The sequence below is a fragment of the Desulfotignum phosphitoxidans DSM 13687 genome (assembly GCF_000350545.1).
GTDB lineage: Bacteria > Desulfobacterota > Desulfobacteria > Desulfobacterales > Desulfobacteraceae > Desulfotignum > Desulfotignum phosphitoxidans.
The window spans coordinates 102,389-125,638 of sequence record NZ_APJX01000006.1 but is presented as its reverse complement, the minus strand read 5'-3'; the positions used below and the strand labels follow the sequence as shown (position 1 = coordinate 125,638).

Annotated in this window: 19 protein-coding genes; 11 read left to right on the top strand and 8 right to left on the bottom strand. The window is 54.1% G+C overall.

Translation table 11 applies throughout. The features are described 5' to 3' along the window. Positions 1-3: 3 nt before the first annotated feature. From DPO_RS14310 to DPO_RS14300, 3 genes are all read right to left on the bottom strand, one after another. A complete protein-coding gene (locus tag DPO_RS14310) occupies positions 4-1,254 on the bottom strand; it encodes a thiolase family protein (protein ID WP_006966766.1) in 1,251 nt (416 codons plus the stop codon). Between the two features lie 91 nt (positions 1,255-1,345). After that, positions 1,346-3,154 carry an acyl-CoA dehydrogenase gene (locus tag DPO_RS14305; RefSeq protein ID WP_006966765.1) on the bottom strand — a complete coding sequence of 603 codons (1,809 nt, stop codon included), beginning with the start codon at positions 3,152-3,154 and terminating at the stop codon, positions 1,346-1,348. Positions 3,155-3,237: 83 nt separating this feature from the next. After that, entirely contained in the window at positions 3,238-4,095 is an 858-nt protein-coding gene (locus DPO_RS14300) for a 3-hydroxybutyryl-CoA dehydrogenase (protein ID WP_006966764.1), read from the bottom strand. 210 nt (positions 4,096-4,305) lie between these two features. Here DPO_RS14300 and DPO_RS14295 point away from each other — a divergent pair, with 210 nt between their 5' ends. The 8 genes from DPO_RS14295 (at position 4,306) to DPO_RS14260 (ending at position 15,186) form a co-directional block, all read left to right on the top strand. Then, a complete protein-coding gene (locus DPO_RS14295; RefSeq protein WP_006966763.1) occupies positions 4,306-5,859 on the top strand; it encodes a sigma-54-dependent Fis family transcriptional regulator in 1,554 nt (517 codons plus the stop codon). 581 nt (positions 5,860-6,440) lie between these two features. Then, complete coding sequence (locus DPO_RS14290) at positions 6,441-6,779, top strand: hypothetical protein (RefSeq protein WP_006966762.1); 339 nt, start codon at positions 6,441-6,443, stop codon at positions 6,777-6,779. Between the two features lie 66 nt (positions 6,780-6,845). Continuing rightward, positions 6,846-7,154: a YkgJ family cysteine cluster protein gene (locus DPO_RS14285; protein ID WP_051069382.1), complete on the top strand. Its 309-nt coding sequence runs from the start codon at positions 6,846-6,848 to the stop codon at positions 7,152-7,154. A 257-nt stretch (positions 7,155-7,411) separates the two neighbouring features. Then, positions 7,412-8,542 carry a class II glutamine amidotransferase domain-containing protein gene (locus DPO_RS14280; protein WP_006966760.1) on the top strand — a complete coding sequence of 377 codons (1,131 nt, stop codon included), beginning with the start codon at positions 7,412-7,414 and terminating at the stop codon, positions 8,540-8,542. Continuing rightward, positions 8,506-10,140: a glutamate synthase-related protein gene (locus tag DPO_RS14275; RefSeq protein ID WP_006966759.1), complete on the top strand. Its 1,635-nt coding sequence runs from the start codon at positions 8,506-8,508 to the stop codon at positions 10,138-10,140. Before DPO_RS14280 ends, DPO_RS14275 begins: the two co-directional genes overlap by 37 nt. A gap of 11 nt (positions 10,141-10,151) precedes the next feature. Next, the gene (locus DPO_RS14270; protein ID WP_006966758.1) at positions 10,152-12,482 is read left to right on the top strand and encodes an FAD-dependent oxidoreductase; all 2,331 of its coding nucleotides are present in this window, start codon (positions 10,152-10,154) and stop codon (positions 12,480-12,482) included. An 81-nt stretch (positions 12,483-12,563) separates the two neighbouring features. Further along, entirely contained in the window at positions 12,564-14,186 is a 1,623-nt protein-coding gene (locus tag DPO_RS14265; RefSeq protein WP_006966757.1) for an ABC transporter substrate-binding protein, read from the top strand. 70 nt (positions 14,187-14,256) lie between these two features. Continuing rightward, on the top strand, positions 14,257-15,186 hold the full coding sequence (locus DPO_RS14260) for an MBL fold metallo-hydrolase (RefSeq protein ID WP_006966756.1): 930 nt from the start codon (positions 14,257-14,259) through the stop codon (positions 15,184-15,186). On the opposite strand, the gene DPO_RS14255 is transcribed toward DPO_RS14260, so the two are convergent. Then, the gene (locus tag DPO_RS14255) at positions 15,164-16,255 is read right to left on the bottom strand and encodes an Lrp/AsnC ligand binding domain-containing protein (protein ID WP_006966755.1); all 1,092 of its coding nucleotides are present in this window, start codon (positions 16,253-16,255) and stop codon (positions 15,164-15,166) included. The genes DPO_RS14260 and DPO_RS14255 overlap by 23 nt on opposite strands. Positions 16,256-16,258: 3 nt before the next feature. Continuing rightward, a complete protein-coding gene (locus DPO_RS14250) occupies positions 16,259-16,906 on the bottom strand; it encodes a metallophosphoesterase family protein (RefSeq protein ID WP_006966754.1) in 648 nt (215 codons plus the stop codon). Positions 16,907-17,142: 236 nt separating this feature from the next. On the opposite strand from DPO_RS14250, the gene DPO_RS14245 reads away from it, so the two are divergent. From DPO_RS14245 to DPO_RS14235, 3 genes are all read left to right on the top strand, one after another. Next, complete coding sequence (locus DPO_RS14245) at positions 17,143-17,964, top strand: transporter substrate-binding domain-containing protein (RefSeq protein WP_006966753.1); 822 nt, start codon at positions 17,143-17,145, stop codon at positions 17,962-17,964. A 90-nt stretch (positions 17,965-18,054) separates the two neighbouring features. Continuing rightward, a complete protein-coding gene (locus DPO_RS14240; protein WP_152427676.1) occupies positions 18,055-19,071 on the top strand; it encodes an amino acid ABC transporter permease in 1,017 nt (338 codons plus the stop codon). Then, entirely contained in the window at positions 19,068-19,799 is a 732-nt protein-coding gene (locus DPO_RS14235; RefSeq protein ID WP_006966751.1) for an amino acid ABC transporter ATP-binding protein, read from the top strand. Before DPO_RS14240 ends, DPO_RS14235 begins: the two co-directional genes overlap by 4 nt. A 76-nt stretch (positions 19,800-19,875) precedes the next feature. On the opposite strand, the gene DPO_RS14230 is transcribed toward DPO_RS14235, so the two are convergent. The 3 genes from DPO_RS14230 to lnt all read right to left on the bottom strand — a co-directional run bounded on the left by DPO_RS14230 (position 19,876) and on the right by lnt (position 23,078). Next, complete coding sequence (locus tag DPO_RS14230) at positions 19,876-20,415, bottom strand: HD domain-containing protein (protein ID WP_236609967.1); 540 nt, start codon at positions 20,413-20,415, stop codon at positions 19,876-19,878. Positions 20,416-20,426: 11 nt separating this feature from the next. Further along, positions 20,427-21,516 (bottom strand): peptide chain release factor 2 gene (gene prfB / locus DPO_RS14225; protein ID WP_201765631.1). Its coding sequence is split into 2 segments (ribosomal slippage): positions 20,427-21,446 and positions 21,448-21,516, totalling 1,089 coding nucleotides; the frame shifts between segments, so codons are not numbered across the junction. Continuing rightward, positions 21,513-23,078 (bottom strand): apolipoprotein N-acyltransferase, encoded by a 1,566-nt coding sequence (gene lnt, locus DPO_RS14220; RefSeq protein ID WP_006966748.1) that lies wholly within the window; start codon positions 23,076-23,078, stop codon positions 21,513-21,515. Before lnt ends, prfB begins: the two co-directional genes overlap by 4 nt. Between the last annotated feature and the right edge of the window lie 172 nt (positions 23,079-23,250).

The following is a 23,250-nucleotide window of genomic DNA, read 5'->3' as shown; positions in this document are numbered from 1 at the left end:
AAATCACAGCATTTCCAGGGCGCAGGCCATGGCCACACCGCCCCCGCCGCACAGGGTGGCCAGACCCAGGGTGTTGCCCTGTTTTTTCATGGCATGCATCAATGTCACCATGATCCTTGCGCCCGTGGCGCCCACGGGATGGCCCAGGCCGATGCCGGACCCGTTGATGTTGGTGATCTCCCGGTTCAGGTTCAGTTCTTTTTCACAGCCTAAGTACTGGGCCGCGAACGCTTCATTCACCTCCACCATTTCAAAATCCGCCACAGACAGGCCGGACCGTTCCATGAGATTTTTCACGGCCGGTACCGGCGACAGTCCCATGACCGTGGGATGGCAGGCGCCCATGCCCGTGGCTTTGATGCGGGCAATCGGAGTGAGTCCCAGTTCTCTGGCCTTGTCTGCGGACATGATGATCATGCCGGCGGAACCGTCATTGATGCCGGAAGCATTGCCGGCCGTGACCGTGCCGGTTCTGGGAACAAAGGCCGGGGGCAGGGCTGCCAGTTTTTCCAGGGTCATGCCCGGCCGGAAATGCTCGTCCTTGTCAAAGATCACCGGATCTTTCTTGCGCCGGGGCACCTGGACCGGCACGATCTCTTCGGCAAAAGAACCGTCCTGGGTGGCCCGTTCCGCATTGTTATGGCTGCGCAGAGCCACTTCATCCATCTCTTCTCTGGTGATCCCTAAGTGCTGGGCCACAAATTCGGCTGTGTGCCCCATGATATAGGGTTTGCCCATGAAATAAGACGCCGGGGCCTGGGTCGTGTCCACAGGCGTGGTGTCATCAAAGGGCAGGATATAGGAACCGCAGTGCAGGGCGTGAATCATGGCGTCCACAAACTGGGTATCCTGGAGCCGGCAACCCCACCTTGCCTTGGGCACGGTATAAGGAACGCCGGACATATGTTCCACCCCGCCGGCCAGGATCACTTCGGCCATGCCGGCCTGGATCATGGCAGCCCCTGACAGTACCGCCTCCATGCCGGAGATGCATACCCGGTTCACCGTGACTGCGGGCACACTTTCCGGGATTCCGGCCATGAGCGCCGCCACCCGGGTGGTGTTCAGGGTGTCATGGTGTTCCACGCAGGTGCCGTACCGGACATCATCGATCAGGTCCGGATCAATACCGGCCCGCTGGATGGCTTCTTTCATGGTGACGCTGGCAAGGGCTGCGCCGTTCATTTCTTTTAACGTGCCGCCGAACGCCCCGATGGCGGTCCGGCAGGCGGAAACAATCACAATATCTTTCATTTTTTAATTTCCTGTCTGGTTGTGCAACGTGTCAAATCGCTGATCTGACACAAAAAGGTTTTTCATCAGATCGGATTTGAGGTTGCGTTATTTAAGATCCAAATGCGGTGTCTGCCATGTCCAGGGCGCTGGTATCACCGGCCTGGATCACCGCCATTTTTGCCTGGGCCACCGGCAGCACCGTGCTAATGAAAAACCGGGCCCCGGTCACCTGTCCCTGGTAAAAGGCGGTATCCTTTTTTTTGGGATTGTCCCCAAGTTTCCGGGCGGCAATCACGGCCCGCCACAAGAGCATCCAGCCCATCAGGGTGTCGCCGGTGACATCCAGGAACGGATGGGCATGGGCAAATGCGGTCAATATGTTTTTCGACCCCAGATCCCCGGCCAGTTTTCCGGCGGTTTCCTTTAAATGGTTGAGGGTGGTTTCCAGGGTATCTGCCAGGGAAGCCAGTTCAGTCACTTTTTTTGCGGCACCAATGGTTTGTTCCACTTCCGTGACCAGATCCATGAAGGCCTGACCCTGGTTGAGCCCCAGTTTCCGGCCCAAAAGATCCATGGCCTGGATCCCGTTGGTGCCCTCATAAATCTGGGTGATCCGGCAGTCCCGGAGCAGCTGCTCCTGGGGATATTCCCGGGTGTACCCGTATCCGCCAAACACCTGAAGGCCTGAAGAGCAGAGTTCAAAGGCCCGGTCCGTGACATATCCTTTGGCCACGGGAATGAGCACATCGATGAGCCCCTGGTATCGGGCTTTCTCATCTTTATCGGCACTCAGGGTCATCTTGTCTTCCAGAAATCCCACATAAAACAGCAGGCTGCGCATTGCTTCGGAAGCGGTTTTCATTGAGAGCAGCGTGCGCCGGATATCCGGATGCTGAATGATGGGAATACCCGAAGATCCTTTGGGAGCGGTCAGGGCTGCACCCTGAACCCGGTCTCTGGCATAGTTCAGGGCATTGAGGTAAGATGCCCCGGCACAGGCAAATCCCTGCATGCCCACATGAAGCCGGGCTTCATTCATCATCACGAACATGGCCCGCATGCCTTTGTTTTCTTCTCCCAAAAGGGTGCCGATGCACGCCCCTTTGCCGCCCAGGGTCATGGCACAGGTGGGACTGCCGTGGATGCCCATTTTATGCTCAATGCCGGTGCATACGATATCGTTGAATTCTCCCGGGGTGCCGTCTTTGTTGACCCGAAATTTGGGGACCAGGAACAAAGAGATGCCGGCCGTACCGGCGGGTGCCCCTTCGATTCTGGCCAGCACCGGGTGGATGATGTTTTTCACCAGGTCGGTGTCGCCCGAGGAGATGAAAATTTTGCTGCCGGAAATGCGGTAGGTGCCGTCATCATTTTTCACGGCTTTGGTGGTCAACGCCCCCACATCGGATCCGGCTTCCGGCTCGGTGAGCAGCATGGAGCCGCCCCATTTGCCGGTGTACATGTTTTTCAGGTACAAGTCTTTCTGTTGGTCTGTGCCGAACCGCTCCACCAGTTTGCCGGCCCCGTGAATCAGAATGTTGTGGAGCATGAACGGAAAATTGGCACCGTTAAAATAGTTTTCAGCGGCCATGGCCACCGTGCGGGGCATGCCCTGCCCACCCCAGGCCGGATCATCACACATGGCGATCCATTCGCCCTGTCTGAAAAGATCATAGGCCCGGTGAAACGCTTTGGGAACGGTCACCTGTCCGCTGTCAAACGTGCAGCCCTCTTCGTCTGCTTCCCGCTGGCAGGAAAGCAGTTCCTTGAGGGCCAGATTTCGGGCCTCGGATACGATCAGGTCAACGGTTTTCCGGGTGAATTCCGAAAAATGATCATGCCGGCTCAATTGTTCCACTTCCAGTTGTTCGTGAAGAACAAAATCCACATCCCGGCGGTCTGCAACCTCTTGTGCCATGGGTGCTCCTTTTTTGGTGTTTGATTCGATCAAAGACAGATGGCCCGGAACCGACATTCAGGTCAGCCCGGGTCCCATAGGTCCTATTTGGTGTAATCGTAGAATCCTTTGCCGCTTTTGCGGCCCAGGTACCCGGCCCGCACCATTTTGCGCAGCAACGGGGCCGGCCGGTACTTGTCTTCTCCCAGTTCCCGGTGAAACCCTTCCAGCACAAACAATATGGTGTCCAGGCCCACCATGTCGGACAGGGCCAGCGGCCCGATGGGATGATTGGCCCCCAGCATCATGGATTTGTCGATATCTTCGGCCGATGCTACCCCTTCGGCCAGAACGAAAATGGCCTCGTTGATCATGGGCACCAGAATCCGGTTCACGGCAAATCCCGGGGCTTCCTTGACTTCTATGGGGGTTTTGTCGATTTTTTCCACAAATTCCCAGGCCATGTTCAGGGTGTCATCCGAGGTGGTGAATCCCCGGATCAGTTCCACCAGCTTCATCACGGGCACGGGATTGAAAAAGTGCATGCCGATGACCTTGTCGGGCCGCTGGGTCACGGCAGCCATCTCTGTAATGGACAATCCCGAGGTATTGGTGGCGATCAGGGTGTCTTTTTTGCAGATGTTGTCCAGATCCTGAAACACCTGTCTTTTGATGTCCATCACTTCGATGATGGCTTCAATGACCAGGTCTGCCTCACCGGCAGCCCGGGTCAGATCGGTGGTGCCGGTGATCCGGCCCAGAACAGCATCTGCCTCGTCTTTATCCATTTTTCCCTTGGACACGGCCCGGTCCAGGTTGGACTTGATGGTGGTCAACCCGTTTTCCACAAACCGGTCTTCCATATCCCGGATGAACACCTCAAATCCGGCCTTGGCACAGACCTGGGCAATGCCGGCACCCATGATTCCCGCGCCCAGCACGCAGATTTTTTTTATTTCCATATGTCACTCCTCTTGGTTACAGGTTGTCTGGTTCAATGGATAATTAAAAAGCACAAATCATGCCTGAAATAGATTCCTTTTTTATTTCAAGATGTTATATGCTTGTTCCTTAACAAATAGATTGATTTTCCATCCCATGGAAAAGAAAAATCTGTTCTATTTAAAAGTTTTTCTATAAACTGTCGAATAGAACAGGAAGGATGTTTGTTTATGACTGCCACGCAATCAGATGAAAAAGAGTTTTTCAGGGAAGCCACGCTCCGGCTGTGCTCCAGTCTGGATCTGGAACGGGCCCTCCACCAGTGCCTTTTATATGTAAGGCGGTTTATGCCGGCCGGTCAGATGGGGTTTCAGGTGTATCATCCCAGGACCGGGACCGTGGAGATGGTGGCCCATGCCACCCCCCGGTCCGGCCGGGCCGTGTCCATCCGGATTCCATTGTCCAGAACCGGGCGCCGCCAGGTGGAAACCCGCCGTCTGGAAAGAATCCGGGTGATTGAACGGCTGGGCAATGATCCCGTGACCGGGCCGGTGGCGGATCGGCTCAAGGCCTGGGACCTGTCTGCCGTGGTCATGGACCTGGTGCTGGAAAAAACCATGCTGGGGATTTTCAGTGTGTTCAATGACGGGCATCATTCATTTACCCCGTCCCATGTTCATTTGCTCAGTCTTCTGGCCAAGCCCTGTGCCATTGCGCTGACCAACAGTCTGCGGTTCCGGGAGCTGAAAAATCTCAAGGAACTTTTGGCGGATGACAACCGGTACCTGCAGGATGAACTGCATAAAATATCCGGTGAAAAAGTCGTGGGGGCAAGCCAGGGCCTCAAGCCGGTGATGGAAATGGTGCGTCAGGTGGCGCCCCTGGAAAGTCCGGTGCTGCTGCTGGGAGAAACCGGTACCGGCAAAGAGGTGATCGCCAATGCCATCCACAACCTGTCCCTTCGCAAAGACGGGCCGTTTATCCGGGTGAACTGCGGGGCCATTCCTGCATCCCTTCTGGACAGTGAACTGTTCGGGTATGAAAAAGGCGCGTTCACCGGTGCCGTCTCCCGGAAAAGAGGCCGTATCGAACGGGCCCAGGGCGGGACCCTGTTTCTGGATGAAATCGGAGAACTGCCGGCCGAGGCCCAGATCCGGCTTTTGCGGGTGCTTCAAGAAAAAGAGATCGACCGGGTGGGGGGCAGTGAAACCATTGGCGTGAATATCCGGGTCATTGCCGCCACCCACCGGAACCTGGAAAAAATGATGGCCGCCCGCCAGTTCCGGCCGGATCTGTTTTTCCGGCTCCAGGTGTTTCCCATTGAGATCCCGCCCCTCCGGGACCGGACACCGGATATTCCGGATCTGGTGAGGCATTTTATCGAAAAAAAATCCCGGGAAATGAAGCGCCACCAGGTACCCCGTGTTTCCAGCGCCGTCATGGACCGGTTGATGGCATATCAATGGCCCGGCAATATCCGGGAACTGGAAAATGCCGTGGAAAGATCCATGATCCTGGACCGTTCCGGATACCTGGATTTCTGTGAAATCGGTCTGTCTCCGGCATCAATACCCCGGCCCATGGTGCCTGAAAAAGCGGATTTTACTCCCACCGGCCGGAGTCTGGACCAGGTGATGGCCGATCATATCCAGACCGTGCTGCACCAGTGCAAAGGCCGGGTGGAAGGGGACAAAGGCGCGGCAAAGGTTCTGGCAATGCATCCGTCGACTCTGCGCAAACGCATGAAAAAGCTCAATATTCCTTTTGGCCGAAATGCCGGATAGGTTTCAGTCTCTCAATTCAGGACCAAAGACGTCTGTTTTTCTTTGAATCAGACACAAAATGTCTTTTTTCTGATCTTTTTGGTTTGCGATACCTGTCAGGCAAATGACCCGTGCCGGGCGGTCCCTGTGGGCCTCACCCTCTGCCGTGTTTGACAGGGAGTAAGGGCAAGCTGCGCTGAACGGCAAAAACTGCGGGCAGGTATGTCCTCAAACAGTTTGCCGTTTTGACCGCTTCGCATGCCCAACTCCCTGTAGCAAACGCGTCAGAATGGGATTCAACCCACAGAAACCGCCCGGCACTCGCCGTTGAAGCCAAACAATAGGCAGGAAAGACGTTTCAGCCAGAGGAATTTCCCGCACGACGGATGGCATAGCAGAGCCGGTTCTCCTTTTGTACAGCGGAGCCCCCGGTGGGGGTGTCTTGCTGACGGACTGTCGGAGCCACCCCGTGGATTCCTGTCCGGCAGCAAGACACCCCCACCGGGGGCGGCCTTCTGCCGAATAAAGTTTTTCCAGTGGTATGATTTATGCTGAAGAGATTTTGAAAAATCATACATTTTTACGCAAAAAAGAGGTGAAAAATGAACTGGAAATTCTGGAAAAAAACCGGCACCGACCCGCTTCCCAAACCCAAAGAACTGGTATCGGATCTGGGAAAATACCTGGTGGTGAACCTGCAATATGATCCGGACTGGGTTTGGCAGCTCAAAATGGTCACCGACCTGCCAAAGGACGGAACCGCCCGTTTCCGGGTGTTTGATTCGGCCACGGCGGCCATGCAGGGACAGACCATAAAAAACTATACCTCCCTGGACGGACAGCAGGGCCTGATCCTGTTTGACGGCTGGTACCGCAAACAGACCCGGGAACTTGAGGTGAACGATTACTACCAGGCCATGAAAAACGACCAGGCGGTTTGAATTCCCATACATTCGGATGCTGTGGCACTGCCCCTCAGAAAGGAACCGGTAAAGCCGGGTCCCTGTATGAAGTGCGGTGCCTGCTGCGCATTTTATTCGGTGGCATTGCAGGACACGGATGACGACCGGGGCGTGCCCCTGGATCTGATCAAAGGTGACCGAATATCCGGCTGGTTCATGAAAGGGACCCAGGCAATGTCACCCCGGTGCGCGGCCCTGGAAGGGGCGGTGGGCACCCGGGTGACATGTGCCATTTACATGGCCCGGCCCGGGGTTTGCCGCGATTTTCCCCGATCATGGGAGAACGGCCGGGAAAATCCCTTGTGTGACCGGGCCCGGATGGTTTACGGGCTCCAGCCCTTTTCTTCCCATTAAAAAAATTAATTTTCTGATTAGATCTGTATCGTCCAAATTTTATGCGCCAATTATTTAAATACTAAGCTTTTTGTTCTTAATTTTTCTCATTTTAAAAAACTTTTCAAAAAAAAATGATTGACACGGTGAGAGAATCTCTTTAGATTGAAATCCTTGGAAATCGGTGAATTCCCTTTTTCTCCAGAATTCGCGGTGAAAAGACGGCCTGCCCAGGGGGTGGGTCCCTGCAATATTTTAAGATGTCAGGAGATATTGATATGTGTCGTTTGTTCGCACTCACCAGCCGGGACCCGGTGTCCCCCATGCTGGCCATCAAGGCGTTGGATGTGATGAAGGAAGGCCATGACGGGTCCGGCATGGGGTTGTTGCTTCAGGACCTGGGCGGGCCGTTTGAAGAGATGAAAGAGGCCCCGATTCTGTCGGGTATTTTCAGCGAAGAAGGGATCCGGCGCCTGGATCTTTTCATGATGGACTTAGGCTTTCTCACCAAATACAAAATCTCTTTAAAAGTGCCCAAAAAACCGGTGGAAGGCATTCCCAGAAGGGATCTGTACCTGATCCGGGCCTATGAACTGCCTGAAGACTGGGACAATCTGAGCAAAGACGACATGGCGGTCCGGCTGTCCGACATCCGGCTCAAGATTCGCGAAATGGGGGAGGAAAAAAAAGACATGATGGTGTTTTCCTTCTGGCCGGACACCATTATGATCAAGGAGATCGGAGATCCGCTGCTTCTGGCCGGATATCTGGGACTGGACCGCAAGGAACTCAAGGCTAGGATCATCATGGCCCAGGGAAGGCAGAACACCAATTACGCCATTGACCTGTATGCGTGTCATCCGTTTTTCATCAAAGGATACACCACCATGACCAACGGCGAAAACACGGCATTTATTCCCATCAGGGATTTTCTGACCTCCCGGGGGATTGCCGCCTACACCGGATACCAGTCCGATTCCGAGGTGTTCGCCCATATCCTGCATTATTCCCTGGTTGAGCTGGGGCTGGGTATTGACGGGTACAAGCATGTGATCACCCCGCTTCAGGAAAGAGACCTGGCCGTTCATCCCAATGCCGGATTTTTATCTCACCTGAAACGCACCTGCCGGTCTCTGATCATTGACGGCCCCAACTGCGTCATCGGCACCCTGCCGGACCATTCGTTGTTCATGGTCCAGGACCGCAAAAAGCTGCGGCCCGGTGTGGTGGGAGGGAAGCCCGGCCTTTACGGGTTCTCGTCGGAAATCTGCGGCCTGGATGCCGTGATTCCGGACCGGGACAAATCCAGAGACATTCAACCCATGCATTTAGACACAGCCATTGTCGGCCCCGACCGCCAGGAGGTAACCATATGTCGTCAAACCGAAGCCTTGAACCTTCCGCTTTAAGCCTTAACGACCTGCCCTGGCAGGTGAAATTCAGCAATGACCGGTGTACCCTGTGCGGCCAGTGCACGGCCGTGTGTCCGGTCAAAGCCATTGAACTGGGCGTGTTCAGAAAACGGACCCTCAAACCCAGCATCCGCAGACAGGCGGATCAGGGGGTTGCCCAGGATGTGTTTTACGGGATCCGGCAGAAAACCGATGTGGCCCATGCCTGTATCGGGTGCGCCATGTGCACCCTGGTGTGCCCCAATGACGCCATCCATCCGGAAAAAAATCCCGGGCTGGACCGGATGAAGTTTCATATCAACCAGCAGGGGGTGCCCCGGCGCCGGGGCGGGCGCCGGAACGCGGCCGGCTCGATTCTGGACCGGATCAAGTTCACCCGGATCTCCATGCTCACGGACCCGGCCCTGGATGCCGGACGTCATGAGTTCGAGATGCGGACCCTGCTGGGCCGGGTGCTTTCTCCCAGGGAAAACATGAAACGCCTGAAGGAAAAAGGATGGATTCCGCCGGTGCGGGAAATCTATCCGTTGATCATCGGCGGCATGTCTTTCGGTGCCCTGTCCCCCACCATGTGGGAGGGACTCCAGATGGGGGTGGCGTATCTGAACGAGGAGATGGGTATGCCCGTGCGCATGTGCACAGGTGAAGGCGGATGCCCGCCCCGGCTTTTGCGGTCCCGGTTCCTCAAATACGTGATTCTCCAGATCGCTTCCGGCTATTTCGGGTGGGACGAAATCATCCATGCCATTCCCCATATGAAGGAAGACCCCTGCGCCATTGAGATCAAGTACGGCCAGGGAGCCAAACCCGGGGACGGCGGCCTTTTGATGTGGCACAAGGTCAATAAACTGATTGCCGCCATCCGGGGCGTGCCCGCCGGCGTGAGCCTGCCCAGTCCGCCCACCCACCAGACCCAGTATTCCATTGAGGAATCCGTGGCCAAGATGATTCTGTCCATGTCCATGGCCTGGGGGTTCCGGGTGCCGGTGTATCCCAAGATTTCAGCGTCCTCCACCTCCCTGGCCGTGCTCAATAACCTCACCCGCAACGATTATGCATCCGGTCTGGCCATTGACGGCGAAGACGGGGGCACAGGTGCCGCCTATACCGTGTCCATGGACCACATGGGACATCCCATTGCCAGCTGTATCAGAGACAACTACCTGAACCTGATCAAAATCGGCAAGCAGAACGAGATTCCGATTTTTGCCGGGGGCGGCATCGGCAAAAACGGGAACCTGGCTGCCAATGCCGCGGCATTGATCATGCTGGGAGCCTCCGGGGTCCAGATCGGCAAATATGTGATGCAGGCGGCCGCCGGGTGCGTGGGAACCGAAGAGGACCGGTGCAATGTCTGCAACGTGGGTATCTGTCCCAAAGGTATCACCTCCCAGGATCCCCGGCTCTACCGGCGGCTGGACCCTGAAGATGTGGCGGAGCGGGTGGTGGACCTGTTTGTGTCTTTTGACACGGAACTCAAAAAGATTGTGGCGCCCCTGGGCCGGTCCACCTCTCTGCCCATCGGCATGTCCGACGCCCTGGGTATTGACGATGTTGCGGCAGCCCAGCGATTGAGTATCAAGTATGTAGTGTAAGGAATTCAGATATGACACACACTGATTTTATTTATATTCCCGGCAAAAGAGAAGAAAAACGGATTCCTTCCAGGGTTCTGGAAGAGATCATTCATCAGCAGATCCGCAGCGGCCACCGGCATCTGGAGATCGAGGCATTCGGCCAGCACGGCATCGGGGGCCGGTTATGGGACGCAGGCACGGATCCGGTGAATATCCGCATTATCGGACACTCCGGCCAGAGAACCGGGTCCCTGGGAAATGCCAATACCTGTATCGAAATCATGGGACCGGCATCTGATGACCTGGGATGGCTCAATGCCGGGGCCCAGATTGTGGTCCACGGCCACGCCTCCAACGGCGTGATGAACGGCGCGGCCCAGGGCCGGGTGTTTGTGGGCGGCAGCATCGGTGCCCGGGGCATGACCATGACCAAGCATAACCCCCGGTTCGATCCCCCGGAGCTGTGGGTCCTGGGCACGGCCGGGGATTATTTCGGTGAATTCATGGCCGGCGGCATTGCCGTGGTGTGCGGACACGGCAGTCAGCCGGAAGAACAGGTGCTGGGATACCGGCCCCTGGTGGGCATGGTGGGAGGCAAGGTGTTCGTCCGGGGCAGTGCGGCAGGGTTCAGCCAAAAAGACGCCAAACAGATTCCGGTCACTGATGACGACTGGCAGTGGCTGGAAACCGGGATTTCGCATTTTCTGAAAAAAACCGGCCGCATGGATCTGCTGGCTGCATTGACGGTCCGGCCGGAGTGGATGCTGCTGACAGCCAAATCCCCCCATGAAAAAGCGGACAGCCCGGACCGGCCGGATATGCAGGGTTTCAGACAACAGGTGTGGGACCGGGAACTGGGTCCAGGCGGGCTGATCGGAGATTTGCAGGAAACAGTGCCGGGAACCATTCCGGTGATCGCCACAGGGGATCTGCGCCGGTATGTGCCGGTGTGGGAGCAGGGTAAATATATTTCTCCCTGCCAGGCAGCCTGCCCCACGGGGATTCCGGTTCAGGACCGCTGGGCCATGGTAAGGGCTGACAATGTGGACGAAGCCATTGCCATGGGTCTGGCCCATACCCCGTTTCCGGCTACCGTGTGCGGATATCTGTGTCCCAGCCCCTGCATGGCCGCCTGCACCCGGCATCAGGAAGGCATGCCCCCGGTGAGTGTCAGAAACCTGGGCCGGGCCGGGGAACAGGTCCCTCCCCCGGAACCGGCGAAAAAAACCGGCAGAAAAATGGCGGTGATCGGTGCGGGGCCCGGTGGATTGTCCGCTGCCTGGCACCTGACCCTCAACGGCCATTTGGTGACCGTGTTTGATACAGGGCCAGTCATCGGCGGCAAGATCGCATCCGTGATCCCGGGATCCCGGATGCCTGAAAACACCCTGAAAACGGAACTGGCGCGGATCAAGGCCCTGATTCCCGATATCCGCCTGAAACAGCCCATTGATGCGGATGCCTTTGCCCGGATCCGGGATGAATATGATTTCACGGTTGTGGCGGCCGGAGCGAAAAAACCAAAATCCCTGCCCGTGCCCGGCATCGAGCAGGCGGTGTTTGCCAATGAATTTCTGTCGGATGCCAAAACAAAGAAAATCACCCCCGGCAAACAGGTGGTGATCATCGGGGCCGGCAATGTGGGGTGTGATGTGGCCACGGAAGCCCATCGCTTAGGAGCCCGAGTCATCACCCTGATTGATGTGCAGCAGCCGGCCGCATTCGGCAAAGAACGGGAAGATGCGGAAAATTGCGGGGCCAAATTTCTGTGGCCCGTGTATACTAAAGAAATTACCGAACAGGGTGTAATACTCCAAAACGGCGATCTGCTGCCGGCAGACACGGTGGTGGTGGCCATCGGCGATGTTCCGGACCTGGATTTCATTCAACCCCATCTGGCTGTGGACAATGGATTCGTCACCGTGGACCGGTTCAACCGGACCTCGGATCCCAAAGTATTTGCCATCGGCGATGCAGTGGCTCCGGGCCTGATCACGGATGCCATCGGTGCGGGCAAACGCACGGCCCAGGTTATTGATCAGCTGATATCCGGAAAAGAAGTCCGGGAAATATCCGCCATGCCGGTCATGGATACCTCCCGGGTTCATCTGGCGTATTATGATCCCAAAACACGGCCTGATGATTTGTCGTCCTGCGGCGAGGTCTGTGCATCCTGCGGCAGATGCCGGGATTGCGGCATCTGCGTGGCGGTTTGTCCGGAATCGGCTATTTTTCGCAACGATATGGGAAACGCAGGGTTTGAATACCGGGTGGATCCGGAACGGTGCATCGGGTGCGGGTTCTGCAAAGGGGCCTGTCCCTGCGGCATCTGGGACTTGATACCCAATACCCCCATGTAACTGGATGTTTGAGTTTTTCCTTGACGCTGCCCTTTTTGATTCGTATAAAAAGAATCCGAATCAAAAGGGGGGGATTGTGTCGTGAAACAGCGGTGGTTGTCTTTTCTGGGATGCCTGGCATTGGGGTGTGGGTTGTGGGGGGTGCTGATGACCGGTCAGGCAGATGCGATTTCTCCGCCGGGCCGGGTATTGAAATTTGCCGTTCATACCAGCAGTTTGGGCAGTCTGGATCCTCATCTGCTGAGAGGATCCCAGGACTATACCTATGCAGACCTGGTTTTCAACTGCCTGATCCGGTATGTACCCGGAGATCTTTCCCGTCTGGAACCGGATATCGCAGCATCCATTCCCACGTATCAACTTGAAAATGGCCGCCAGGTCTGGACGGTTCATCTGAAAAAACGAATTTTTTTTCATCCCGGCCCGTTCAACCCGGTGTATGAGTTGACTGCAGATGATGTGATTTTTTCATTAAAAAAACTGGCAGACCCGGATTTTTGCAGCATGGCCGGTGAATATGCGGGCATGACGTTTGAAAAGACAGATGACCATACCTTGAAAATTATTCTGGAAGAACCCGTGTCACCGTTGTTTTTTCTGCCGAAAATCGCCAATCACCGGGGCGGATATATTGTGAGTGAAAAAGCGATCCAGGCGGGTGGGTATGATGCCTTTGTCACTCACCCGGTGGGCACGGGTCCGTTCATGTTTCACCGGTATGTGCCAAAGGAAAAATGCGAGTTCAGAGCCTATGCCGGGTATTTTCGGGGAACCCCGAAACTGGCGGGCGTGGAAATGTATTTTATTCCGGACAACGATACCCGGGAGGCGGCTTTTGCAAACAAGGAGATGGATCTGATCCTCGGAGTGGGCGAACCCGGATGGATCGAGCGCATGGACCGGGTACCTGAAACCATCGTCGATGTGTTCGGTCCGGGGTTCACCGGCCTGTTTCATTTCAACACCTCCATTGAGCCCCTGAATGATCCCCGGGTGAGGCAGGCCATCGTCCATGCCCTGGACCGGGATGATTTTCTGGCCGCATCCAGCCCAAAGCTGGTGTCTCCGGTGCTGGCCCCCATGAGTCCGGCGTTTCTGCCCGGTGGGCTGTCAAACGAAAAAATTATCAGTTTGGGGCTGAATTTTGAAAAAAACATTGAAAAAGCCAGAAAACTGCTGGCGGACGCCGGGTTTGCAGACGGATTTTCCTTAACCCTGTATGGATCGGAAAAACGGCTGTTTAAGACAAGCTATGAAATTCTGCAACAGGCGTTGAAAGAGATCGGCATTATCGTGGAGTTGAAAATCGTATCCCATTCAGAATACCACCGGATTGTCCGGGACAACCGGAATGCCATGGTTCTGTATTTTACGCTCCGACCCAATGCGGATACGTATCTGCGGGGATTTTTTCATTCCGATGCCATCGTCCTGACCGGTGTCAATGCATATACCAATTTTTCCCATTGTACTTCCGTGGATGATCTTCTGGACACGGCGTTGACGGAAATGGATCCCAAAAAACAGATCCGGTTGTGGGAGCAGGCCCAGATAAAAATCCTGCACGATGTATGGGTGTATCCTTTGCTGGATATCAAGTATTGTGTGGCCCGAAAATCCGATCTTGACTATGGGCATGATCTGTTCAATACCCTGGCCGGGTATCCTCAGTTTGACGAACGTACCGCATTTGTCTCACCCTGAAGGCCGGTACCAGACGGTTTTGCCGGCACGGATGTCCGCTTGCAGGATACTTTCAAAGGAAAACGTTTTTATGAAACAAACCCGGATTACAGACAAAATTACATATGTGGAACCCGATTCCATGGCCCGGTTTTCCTCTTGTGCCGGATTGATTGTCCAGTCCAGAAAACAGATATTCATAGACATGAATTTAGGAGAGTCCGATACCCGGACCCTGCTGGAACAAAGATGTCCGGATGCAGCGGTGATCACGCATTTCCATCTGGATCACAGCGTCTGGACCCACCAGGCGGAAAAAGCCGGGATACAGGTCTTTGTGCCGGCAAAAGAAGCGGCATTTCTTTCCAGCCTGGATCATGTGGTTCAACAGACAGCCGGTCCCTTAGGCTGCGGCAAACAGTGGCATGCGTTTGTTGAAAACACCCAGGGATTCCGGTCGTTGACGCATTTTTCATCCTATGGGCCTGACACGGTTTTTGTGGAGTTTGCTCCGGAAATGGTGGTGATGGACACCCCGGGCCACTCCCCGGGGCATACCTCGTTTTATTTTCCGGATGACCGGATCCTGTTTTCAGGAGATCTGGGACTGGACCGGTTCGGACCGTGGTATGGGTGGCAGAATTGTGATATCCGGGATCTGGTCTTCTCCCTTCTTCGATTGGACGGAATGCAGATCAATTTGATTCTGTCCAGTCATGGCGGAATGATCCAAAAAGGCATATCCGACATTTTCATGGCAAAAATCAAAGAGATCCTCCAGCGGGAACATCACATTGAAAAACAGTTGTCCAAAGGTAAATCCGAGGCTCAAATCATTGAAAACGGGGTATTCTATCTCCACAAAAAAAAGGTGCCCCAACCTTTGAAAACATTTCTGGATATGTGGGATTCCGTCATGTTTCAGCACCACAAAAATTTATTGGCACAAGGCGGATTGACAGCATTTTTTCCTGAATTGTCCCAAATTTCCAACGCGCTTAGCCAGCAAAGCCGTCTTTGACCAGGGACCGGCCCGGTATCATGGTCTGGGTCCGTTTGATCCCCTCGATTTTCCGGATCTGCTGATCCAGGAATTCGGCAATGGTTTCCGCATCCGAGGTGAGAAAATCCCGCTGGAGAACCACTTTTACCAAGAGATCGATACTGCCGTGAACCGTATGGACCTCCCGGACTTCATCCAGTGCGAACAATCGATCCGACAGGGTGGTTTCTGTCATTGCATCCGTGTCAATGAGAATGAATGCGGTAATGGTGCGTTTCATTTCCGGGTACTCCGGGGTTTGTTTTTCCAGCATGGCGCTTCTGAAACCGGCCATGCTTTTGGGGATCAGCCGATCGATACCGATGCCGTAACGCCGGTTGGTACTGGAATCCCAGTGATGATAGGCAATATAAGTGTACAGGTCGGCAAGGGTCCGCCCGGGAAAATACTTGAGCAGGTCCCCGTTTTGGATGATGGATGTCATGGGCAGGTATATGGTGTGGTACCAGTCTCTGGCGGCCCGGATGAAATCGCAGTTTTTGCCGGACTGGGATGTCAGGTAATCCTGGTGTTTCCGGATCTGCTGTTCCAGATATTTGTATTTTCCCACTTCCGTGAGATCGATTTCCCGGGGCAGTTCGGTTTTTTCCAGAAATTTCGTTTTTTCCAGATACAACAGGTTTTCCAGGGTATTCCTGGCGGATACAATCTCCACCACCTTGGCCTTGATTTCCGTCCATCCCAGTTCCTTGGCCGCCGCCACCCGGTGGTTGCCGTCCAGGACATAGTATTGGTTGCGGATCTGGTACAGTTTGACCGGCGGGATGGCTCTGCCCTGACGCATGGCCTGTTTGATTTCCGTAAACCGCTGGGCGGACATGTGTTTTTTGGGCCGGAACCGGGAATCAAAATCCCCGTATTTACCCACACTGCCGATGATGTTTTCCAAAGAAATGGTCTGGATGCCGTGATCAACGAACGTCACATCTTCTTCCTGGGCCTGCTGTTCATGGAACGAATCCACGTGGTTGCGTGTATCCTGCCGGGCGGCATCGGCCGAAAACAGGTATTTGAAGAAATTTTTCATGGTTCAGACCTCTATGAGTGTAAATCCGCAGGTGTTGATGACCTGCGTATGGTTGACGCGTGTAATTCTATCGGATTGGGTATCAAATTCCCGGTGTATGTGTCCATGGATAAAATAATCGGGCCGGTATTTTTGAATCAGTGTGTTGAAGCATTCAAATCCCCGGTGACATAAGTCTTCTTTGTCATGGATGTGGCGGGGCGGGGCATGGGTGATGATCATATGTACCGGTTTTTTACGCCATAAAGACAGCCACAGGGAAAATATCTGTTTTTTCATCATGGCTTCGGTGTACTGGTTGGCGCCGCCGTTATACCACATGGATCCTTCCAGGCCTAAGATATTGACTCCGTCCAGGGAAATGATCTGCTTGTGAATATTTTTGCATCCCACGGGGTTACCGGAGGTGTACCGAATATCGTGATTGCCTTTGACATAAAACAGGGGCCGGTCCAGCCGATCCCGCAGAAATGACAGAAATTCCGGCTCCATATCTCCGCAGGAGATGATGAGGTCCACGGGCTCCAGGGTTCTGGTTTCCACCAGGCGGGTCAGGGATTTATCGATGAAATCAGATACAGCCAGTATTTTCAGCCCGGGGGGCTTCAGCGGTGAACAGGAAGGGCTTGTTTGAGTCAGCTGTTTTTTCATGAAATAATAACGGGTACCGAATTATAGGGTGAATCGTGCAAATAACGTCATCATCATAGGACATATTACGTCAAATATCCAGATCCATAAAATATTGCTTGCCATTTAATTTGGTTATGCGCTAATTATTAGACTTGATTCAAAAACGGTTTTTACTATCCTTTAACAGGCTTTAACGGATCATCTTCGCTGACGGAGATGATCAGAGCCGAAACTTAACTTTCAGGAGGAAAAAGATGAAAAAATTGTTTGTATCCCTGTTCGCTCTGGCATTTGTTCTTGTCTCCGCACCGGCATTCAGTGCCGACATTGAACTGGCCAAAACATCAACCCTTGAATCCATTGTCAAGGCAGGAGAAATCCGGGTGGGATTTGAATCCGGCTACCTTCCCTTTGAAATGACCAATACCAAAGGCCAGTACATCGGATTCGACATTGACATGGGAAAACAGCTGGCCAAGGCCATGGGCGTTACGTTCACCCCGGTAAACACGGCATGGGACGGTATTATCCCCTCTTTGATCACTGAAAAATTTGATATTATCATTTCCGGCATGACCGTTACCCAGGAAAGAAACCTGGCCGTCAACTTCACCGATCCCTATATTGTTGTGGGACAGGCCATCCTGCTGAACAAAAAACATGAAGGGGTGGTAAAATCCTACAAAGACCTGAATGATCCCAAATATGTCATCACCTCCAAACTGGGCACCACGGGTGAGCAGGCAGTCAAAAGAATGATCCCCCGGGCCACCTACAAGAGCTTTGAGGTGGAAACCGAGGCGGTCATGGAAGTGATCCAGGGCAATGCCGATGCCACGGTGTATGATCTGCCCCTTATTGAGATCATGCAGGCACAGCATGGAAAAGGCAAAACCGTTGCATTGACCGAACCGTTTACCTTTGAACCACTGGCCATGGCGGTCAGAAAAGGGGATCCCGATTTCCTGAACTTTCTGAACAACTTTATCCGCCAGTACAAAAATGACGGCAGATGGCAGCAGTCCTATGACAAATGGATCAAATCCAATGAATGGCAGAAAGATCTGCAGAATTAATTTGATTTGTCACCATTGCATCAGGAACTTTGAATGAATCCGGGCCGGCAGAAGATGTCTTCTGTCGGCCTGTTTTGTAAGGTTAGATATATGGAACAAAACATATCCAACATCAAACGCTTGAGCAATCCCATTGCCTATTTTCTGTCAGTGATCGGTTTTCTTGTGCTGCTGTTCATGGTCATCGGTGCGGTGTATTATGCCACGGTGGCCGTGGATTATCAGTGGCGCTGGTTCAAGGTGCCAAAGTACTTCATGTACAAATCCACCATTACCCTGTATGCAGAAGGCTACGGGGAAATTGACACCATTGCCGACAACAGGGAAAAAAAGGATATCATTGTCACAACGGATGCCGGCACAAGAACCTATACGGTTCCCAAAGATTCATATGACTGGATTGAAGGAGATATGGTGTCTCCGGGGGATATCGTTGCATCGTATGAAGGGAGTTGGCAGCCCGGTATCCTGGCCAAAGGCCTGTGGGTGACCCTGAAAATTTCGTTCCTTGCCACGATTTTCGGGATCACACTGGGGATCATCGGCGGCGTGGCAAGGGTCTCGGATACCCCGGTGCTCAAATGGTCGGCCATCACCTATGTGGAGGTTATCCGGGGATCTCCTTTGCTGGTGCAGATCATGATTTTTTATTTTGTTCTGGGAACCACCATGAACAAAATTCTGCTGATGAACGGCATTCCTAAACTTGACCCCCAATGGTACGGTATCATGGCCTTGTCCATTTTCACGGGCGCCTATGTGGTGGAAATTGTGAGAGCCGGCATCGAGGCCATTCATCCCGGTCAGGTGGAGGCAGCCAGATCTTCGGGCATGACCTATTTCCAGTGCATGTTTCATATTATTCTTCCCCAGGCATTGAAAACCATCCTGCCGCCCCTGGCAGGCCAGTTCATCAACCTGATCAAGGATTCTTCCCTGCTGGGTCTGATTTCCATCAGGGAATTGACCAAAGCCACCCGGGAGGGTATTACCACAAGTCTGCAAACCTTTGAATTGTGGATATTGTGTGCCATTCTCTATCTGCTTATGACTTTTACGCTTTCCATGTGTGTCCAGTATCTGGAAAGGAGGACAGCCACCAAATGATAGATGTTATAAGTATTTACAAGACATTTTATGTTCCCCATGAGGTCAAGGCCCTGGTGGATGTGTCCAATAAAATCAAGGCAGGAGAGGTGGTGGTGGTCATCGGACCGTCCGGTTCGGGAAAAAGCACATTTTTGCGGTGCCTGAACCGTCTGGAAACTGCAGAAGCCGGTCAGATCCTGGTGGACGGGGTGGATATTTTCGATCCCAAGACCAATATCAACAAAGTCCGGGCGGAAATGGGCATGGTGTTCCAGTCCTTTAATCTGTATCCCCACCTGACCGTGCAGGGCAATGTGAATCTGGCCCAGAAACTGGTGCGGAAAAGACCCAAAAAGGAGCGGGAGGAAAAAACCAGGATGCTGCTGGAAAAGGTGGGGATCTCCGCCAAAGCCAAGGCCTGGCCGTCCAATCTGTCCGGAGGTCAGCAGCAGCGGGTGGCCATTGCCAGGGCCCTGGCAATGGATCCCAAGATCATGCTGTTTGACGAACCCACCTCGGCCCTGGATCCGGAGATGATCGGTGAGGTCCTGGATGTCATGAAAACCCTGGCCAAAGAGGGCATGACCATGGTGTGCGTCACCCATGAAATGGGCTTTGCCAGGGAAGTGGGGGACCGGGTGATTTTCATGGACGAAGGCATGATCGTGGAAGAAGGCACACCCGAGCATTTTTTCAAAAATCCCATCCATGACCGGACCAAATTGTTTTTGAAACAGATTCTATAGCGGCTATATCCGGATGATGCCCGGCCGCAAACCGGCCGGCAACTTTAAATGACTGATCTGGAAGCAATTGCCTTTTTTACAGTCTGAATTCCTGTGCCCACCGGGCAAACCGGCGGGCATGGGCCGGATCGATGGCGTTTAAGTCCGCCAGGATCTGGGGCACGGTCCTGGGCCGGTGCCGGGCCGGACCGGTTTTGGAAAAAAATTTGTCTGCACAGCAGATGATTTTTTCTGCCGGGGTGACCGGCACCATGTCCCGCCGGGGCAGGGGCAAATTGTGGCGGTTAATGGTGTCCAGGCTGATACCGGCTCCGGTGTGCCGTTCGGCCACCCGGCCGTAAGCCGGATCCAGGCCTTCGCTGTCCAGCAGTTCCCGGCCCAGATATCCATGACACACATAGGGTGCCTCCCCGGTGCAGCCGAGTTTCGGGGAGGCGGTTAAAAAGATGCCGATGTCATGGAGCAGGGCGGCCTGTTTGATAAACAAAAGATCCAGGTCCGGATCCGCCAGGTTCCGGGCGATTTCCAGGCTTTTTTCTGCCACCTGCCGGCTGTGATCTACCAGGATGCAGTGCAGCGGGGATCCGGCGGGATAATATTTTTCAATAACGGCCATGGGGTCCATGGTCAGGACATCAATACCCCTTCGATGAGTTCATCCAGATCCCCGTCCAGAACCCGGTCCACATCCCCGATCTCATGATCCGTGCGGTGGTCCTTGATCATGCGGTAGGGATGCAGCACATAGGACCGGATCTGACTGCCCCAGGCGATGTCGTCCTTGCCGTCGTGCAGCGACTGCATCTTCTGATCCTGCTTTTGTTTTTCCTGCTGGTAGAGCCGGGATTTCAGCACCTTCATGGCAATCTCCTTGTTCCGGTGCTGGGACGGTTCCTGCTGGCACTGGACCACGGTGCCGGAGGGCAGATGGGTGATGCGCACAGCCGAGCTGGTCTTGTTCACGTGCTGGCCCCCGGCCCCGGATGCCCGGAACACATCGATGCGCAGGTCTTTGTCTTCGATATCGATCTGGATGTCATCTTTGATATCCGGATACACAAATACCGAAGCAAATGAAGTGTGGCGCTTGCCCCCGGCATTGAACGGGGAGATGCGCACCAGCCGGTGGACCCCGGATTCCACTTTCATGAACCCGAAGCAATTTTTTCCCGCCACTTTGAAGGTGACCCCTTTGATACCGGCCTCATCTCCGGGCTGCAAGTCGATCAGGGTCATTTTATACCCTTTTTTATCGATCCACCGGGAATACATGCGGAACAGTATTTCGGCCCAGTCCTGGGAATCCGTCCCCCCGGCACCGGCATTGATGGATACCAGGGCATCCCTGGCATCGTCTTCATGGTCCAGGGTGATGTCCAGGGAAAACTGTTTGATTTTCTTTTCAATGTCGGCCAGTTGCCGTGCCACGTCCGCTTCCGCTTCTTTGTCTTCTTCCTCATGGGCCATTTCCAGCAGCATGCGGGCGTCTTCAATTTCATTGCCAAGATGGTTGCAATGCTCGATCAGATCGGAAAGCCGGGTCTGTTCCTTGAGCATTTCAGTGGCTTTGTCCGGATCATCCCAGAAATCAGGCCGGGCACTGAAGAATTCCAGTTCTTTTAATCGTTTTTCTTTGACCGGCAGGTCAAAGATACTCCTTGAGGCGGTCAGCTTTGGCAGTTAATGCAGACAGGGTTTGTTTTAAGTCAGTATTCATGGCTGATATCTCCTTTTCATATATTGACAGGTTTTTACCATAAAACCCGGGATGATTGCAATAACACAGATCAGGGTGAACAGATCCCCGAAACGGGTGTAAACGCTCAAAGACGTCATGGCCGGAAGGGTTTGCAGGATCACGGCATCGGTAAAAACAGGGGTGGATTGCCGCACCCGGCCGGTGGGGTCGATGAACCCGGAAATCCCGGTGTTGGCGGCCCGGGCCACGCTCCGGCGGTTTTCCACGGCCCGGAGCACGGCAATGGCAAAATGCTGGGATGCTGCGGATGTGTGTCCGAACCAGGCATCGTTGGTTACCGTGGTCAGCAGATCGGCCCGGTTTTGGACAAACGCGCGTGAAATGTCCGGAAACAGGATCTCAAAACAGATCAGCACCCCGGTGTGATGATTTTTGAACGTCAGAGGAGTGAATGCCGGATCTCCTCTGGAAAAATTACCAGCTTCAGCCGTCAGTTTTTCAATGAAAAACAGCAGGTCCTGGAACGGGACATATTCACCGAACGGCACCAGGTGGGTTTTGTCATACACGCCTCTGGGCAAAGCCAGGTGATCGAGCATCACCACCCGGTTGAAATATCGGACCGGATCATGGGCCGTGTCCACGGCCGGGGTGCCGATGAGAAAATGGGTGCCGGCCTGCCGGATATACGGGTCCACCTGATTGGAAAGCGCGGTGTTATGGCCGTAATAAAACGGCAGAGCGGTTTCCGGCCAGATGATCAGGTCCGGTTGAAATTGGGCCGCCTCAAGGGACAATGTGCCGTATTTTTCGATGGTGGCCAGGCGGAACGCCATGTCCCATTTCATGTCCTGCCGGATGTTTCCCTGAATGATGGCCAGGCGGGTGACCGAAGCCCGGGCCATTTTTTTCTGTACATCGGCAAGTCGATACATTGAATATCCATACGCCCCGGCCAGAAGCAGACAGGTGTATCCGGCGCTGACGGCCACCGGGATCAATGCCGCAGAATGTCCGGATCGCCGGCGTGTCACAAGATATCGCCATGTCTGTGCGGCCACGGCACTGCACAGGACCAGAAGAAAAGAGATGCCCATCACCCCGGTCATGTCCGCGATCTGCACAATCCACCGGTTTTCCGCCTGGCTGTAGCCTAAAATGCCCCAGGGAAACCCGGTGAACAGATAGGTCCGCACCCATTCAAGCCCGATCCAGATGGCGGCCGCAGCCGGCGGCATTAATACGGGTGGCGGGGCCAGTTTTTTGAGGCCAAAGGCAAAAAGGGCCGGATAGACAGACAGATACAGGCACAGAAGAATCAGGGCCGACACGGACAAAACCGGATGTAGTCCGCCGAATGTGCACAAGGTGGGAACAATCCAGTAAATCAGGGTGGAGAAATGAACGAATCCCGCGGCAAATCCGGCAACAAATCCCTGCCGGGCCGTCAGGGTCTCCAGAGAGAAGATCAGAGGGGCCAGGGCGATGAATCCCAGGCCGTACATATACACGTCCGGAAAACTCAAGGTCAGCATCAGGCCGCTCACCAGCGCTGGAAAATAAAGGGACCACATGTGCATAATTGTTAAATCAGTCCGTCGGCTGGCATTTTCTTTTTGATTTTTTCCGGATCCATGTCCGTCCAATATCACCCATGGACCGGGATTTCAAGACCCTGGTATGGGAATATTTTTATTGCGCTTTACAATTTTATGGCCGGATGATATCTTCACTGATGGTCATACGATCATA

Coding starts and splice junctions, on each gene's coding strand:
- lnt (WP_006966748.1), bottom strand. CDS start 23,078: ATGCACATGTGGTCCCTTTATTTTCCAGCGCTGGTGAGCGGCCTGATG.
- DPO_RS14255 (WP_006966755.1), bottom strand. CDS start 16,255: ATGAAAAATTTCTTCAAATACCTGTTTTCGGCCGATGCCGCCCGGCAG.
- DPO_RS14310 (WP_006966766.1), bottom strand. CDS start 1,254: ATGAAAGATATTGTGATTGTTTCCGCCTGCCGGACCGCCATCGGGGCG.
- DPO_RS14235 (WP_006966751.1), top strand. CDS start 19,068: ATGATAGATGTTATAAGTATTTACAAGACATTTTATGTTCCCCATGAG.
- DPO_RS14295 (WP_006966763.1), top strand. CDS start 4,306: ATGACTGCCACGCAATCAGATGAAAAAGAGTTTTTCAGGGAAGCCACG.
- DPO_RS14230 (WP_236609967.1), bottom strand. CDS start 20,415: ATGGCCGTTATTGAAAAATATTATCCCGCCGGATCCCCGCTGCACTGC.
- DPO_RS14305 (WP_006966765.1), bottom strand. CDS start 3,154: ATGGCACAAGAGGTTGCAGACCGCCGGGATGTGGATTTTGTTCTTCAC.
- DPO_RS14285 (WP_051069382.1), top strand. CDS start 6,846: ATGAAGTGCGGTGCCTGCTGCGCATTTTATTCGGTGGCATTGCAGGAC.
- DPO_RS14300 (WP_006966764.1), bottom strand. CDS start 4,095: ATGGAAATAAAAAAAATCTGCGTGCTGGGCGCGGGAATCATGGGTGCC.
- DPO_RS14275 (WP_006966759.1), top strand. CDS start 8,506: ATGTCGTCAAACCGAAGCCTTGAACCTTCCGCTTTAAGCCTTAACGAC.
- DPO_RS14290 (WP_006966762.1), top strand. CDS start 6,441: ATGAACTGGAAATTCTGGAAAAAAACCGGCACCGACCCGCTTCCCAAA.
- DPO_RS14250 (WP_006966754.1), bottom strand. CDS start 16,906: ATGAAAAAACAGCTGACTCAAACAAGCCCTTCCTGTTCACCGCTGAAG.
- DPO_RS14240 (WP_152427676.1), top strand. CDS start 18,055: ATGGAACAAAACATATCCAACATCAAACGCTTGAGCAATCCCATTGCC.
- DPO_RS14245 (WP_006966753.1), top strand. CDS start 17,143: ATGAAAAAATTGTTTGTATCCCTGTTCGCTCTGGCATTTGTTCTTGTC.
- DPO_RS14280 (WP_006966760.1), top strand. CDS start 7,412: ATGTGTCGTTTGTTCGCACTCACCAGCCGGGACCCGGTGTCCCCCATG.
- DPO_RS14270 (WP_006966758.1), top strand. CDS start 10,152: ATGACACACACTGATTTTATTTATATTCCCGGCAAAAGAGAAGAAAAA.
- DPO_RS14260 (WP_006966756.1), top strand. CDS start 14,257: ATGAAACAAACCCGGATTACAGACAAAATTACATATGTGGAACCCGAT.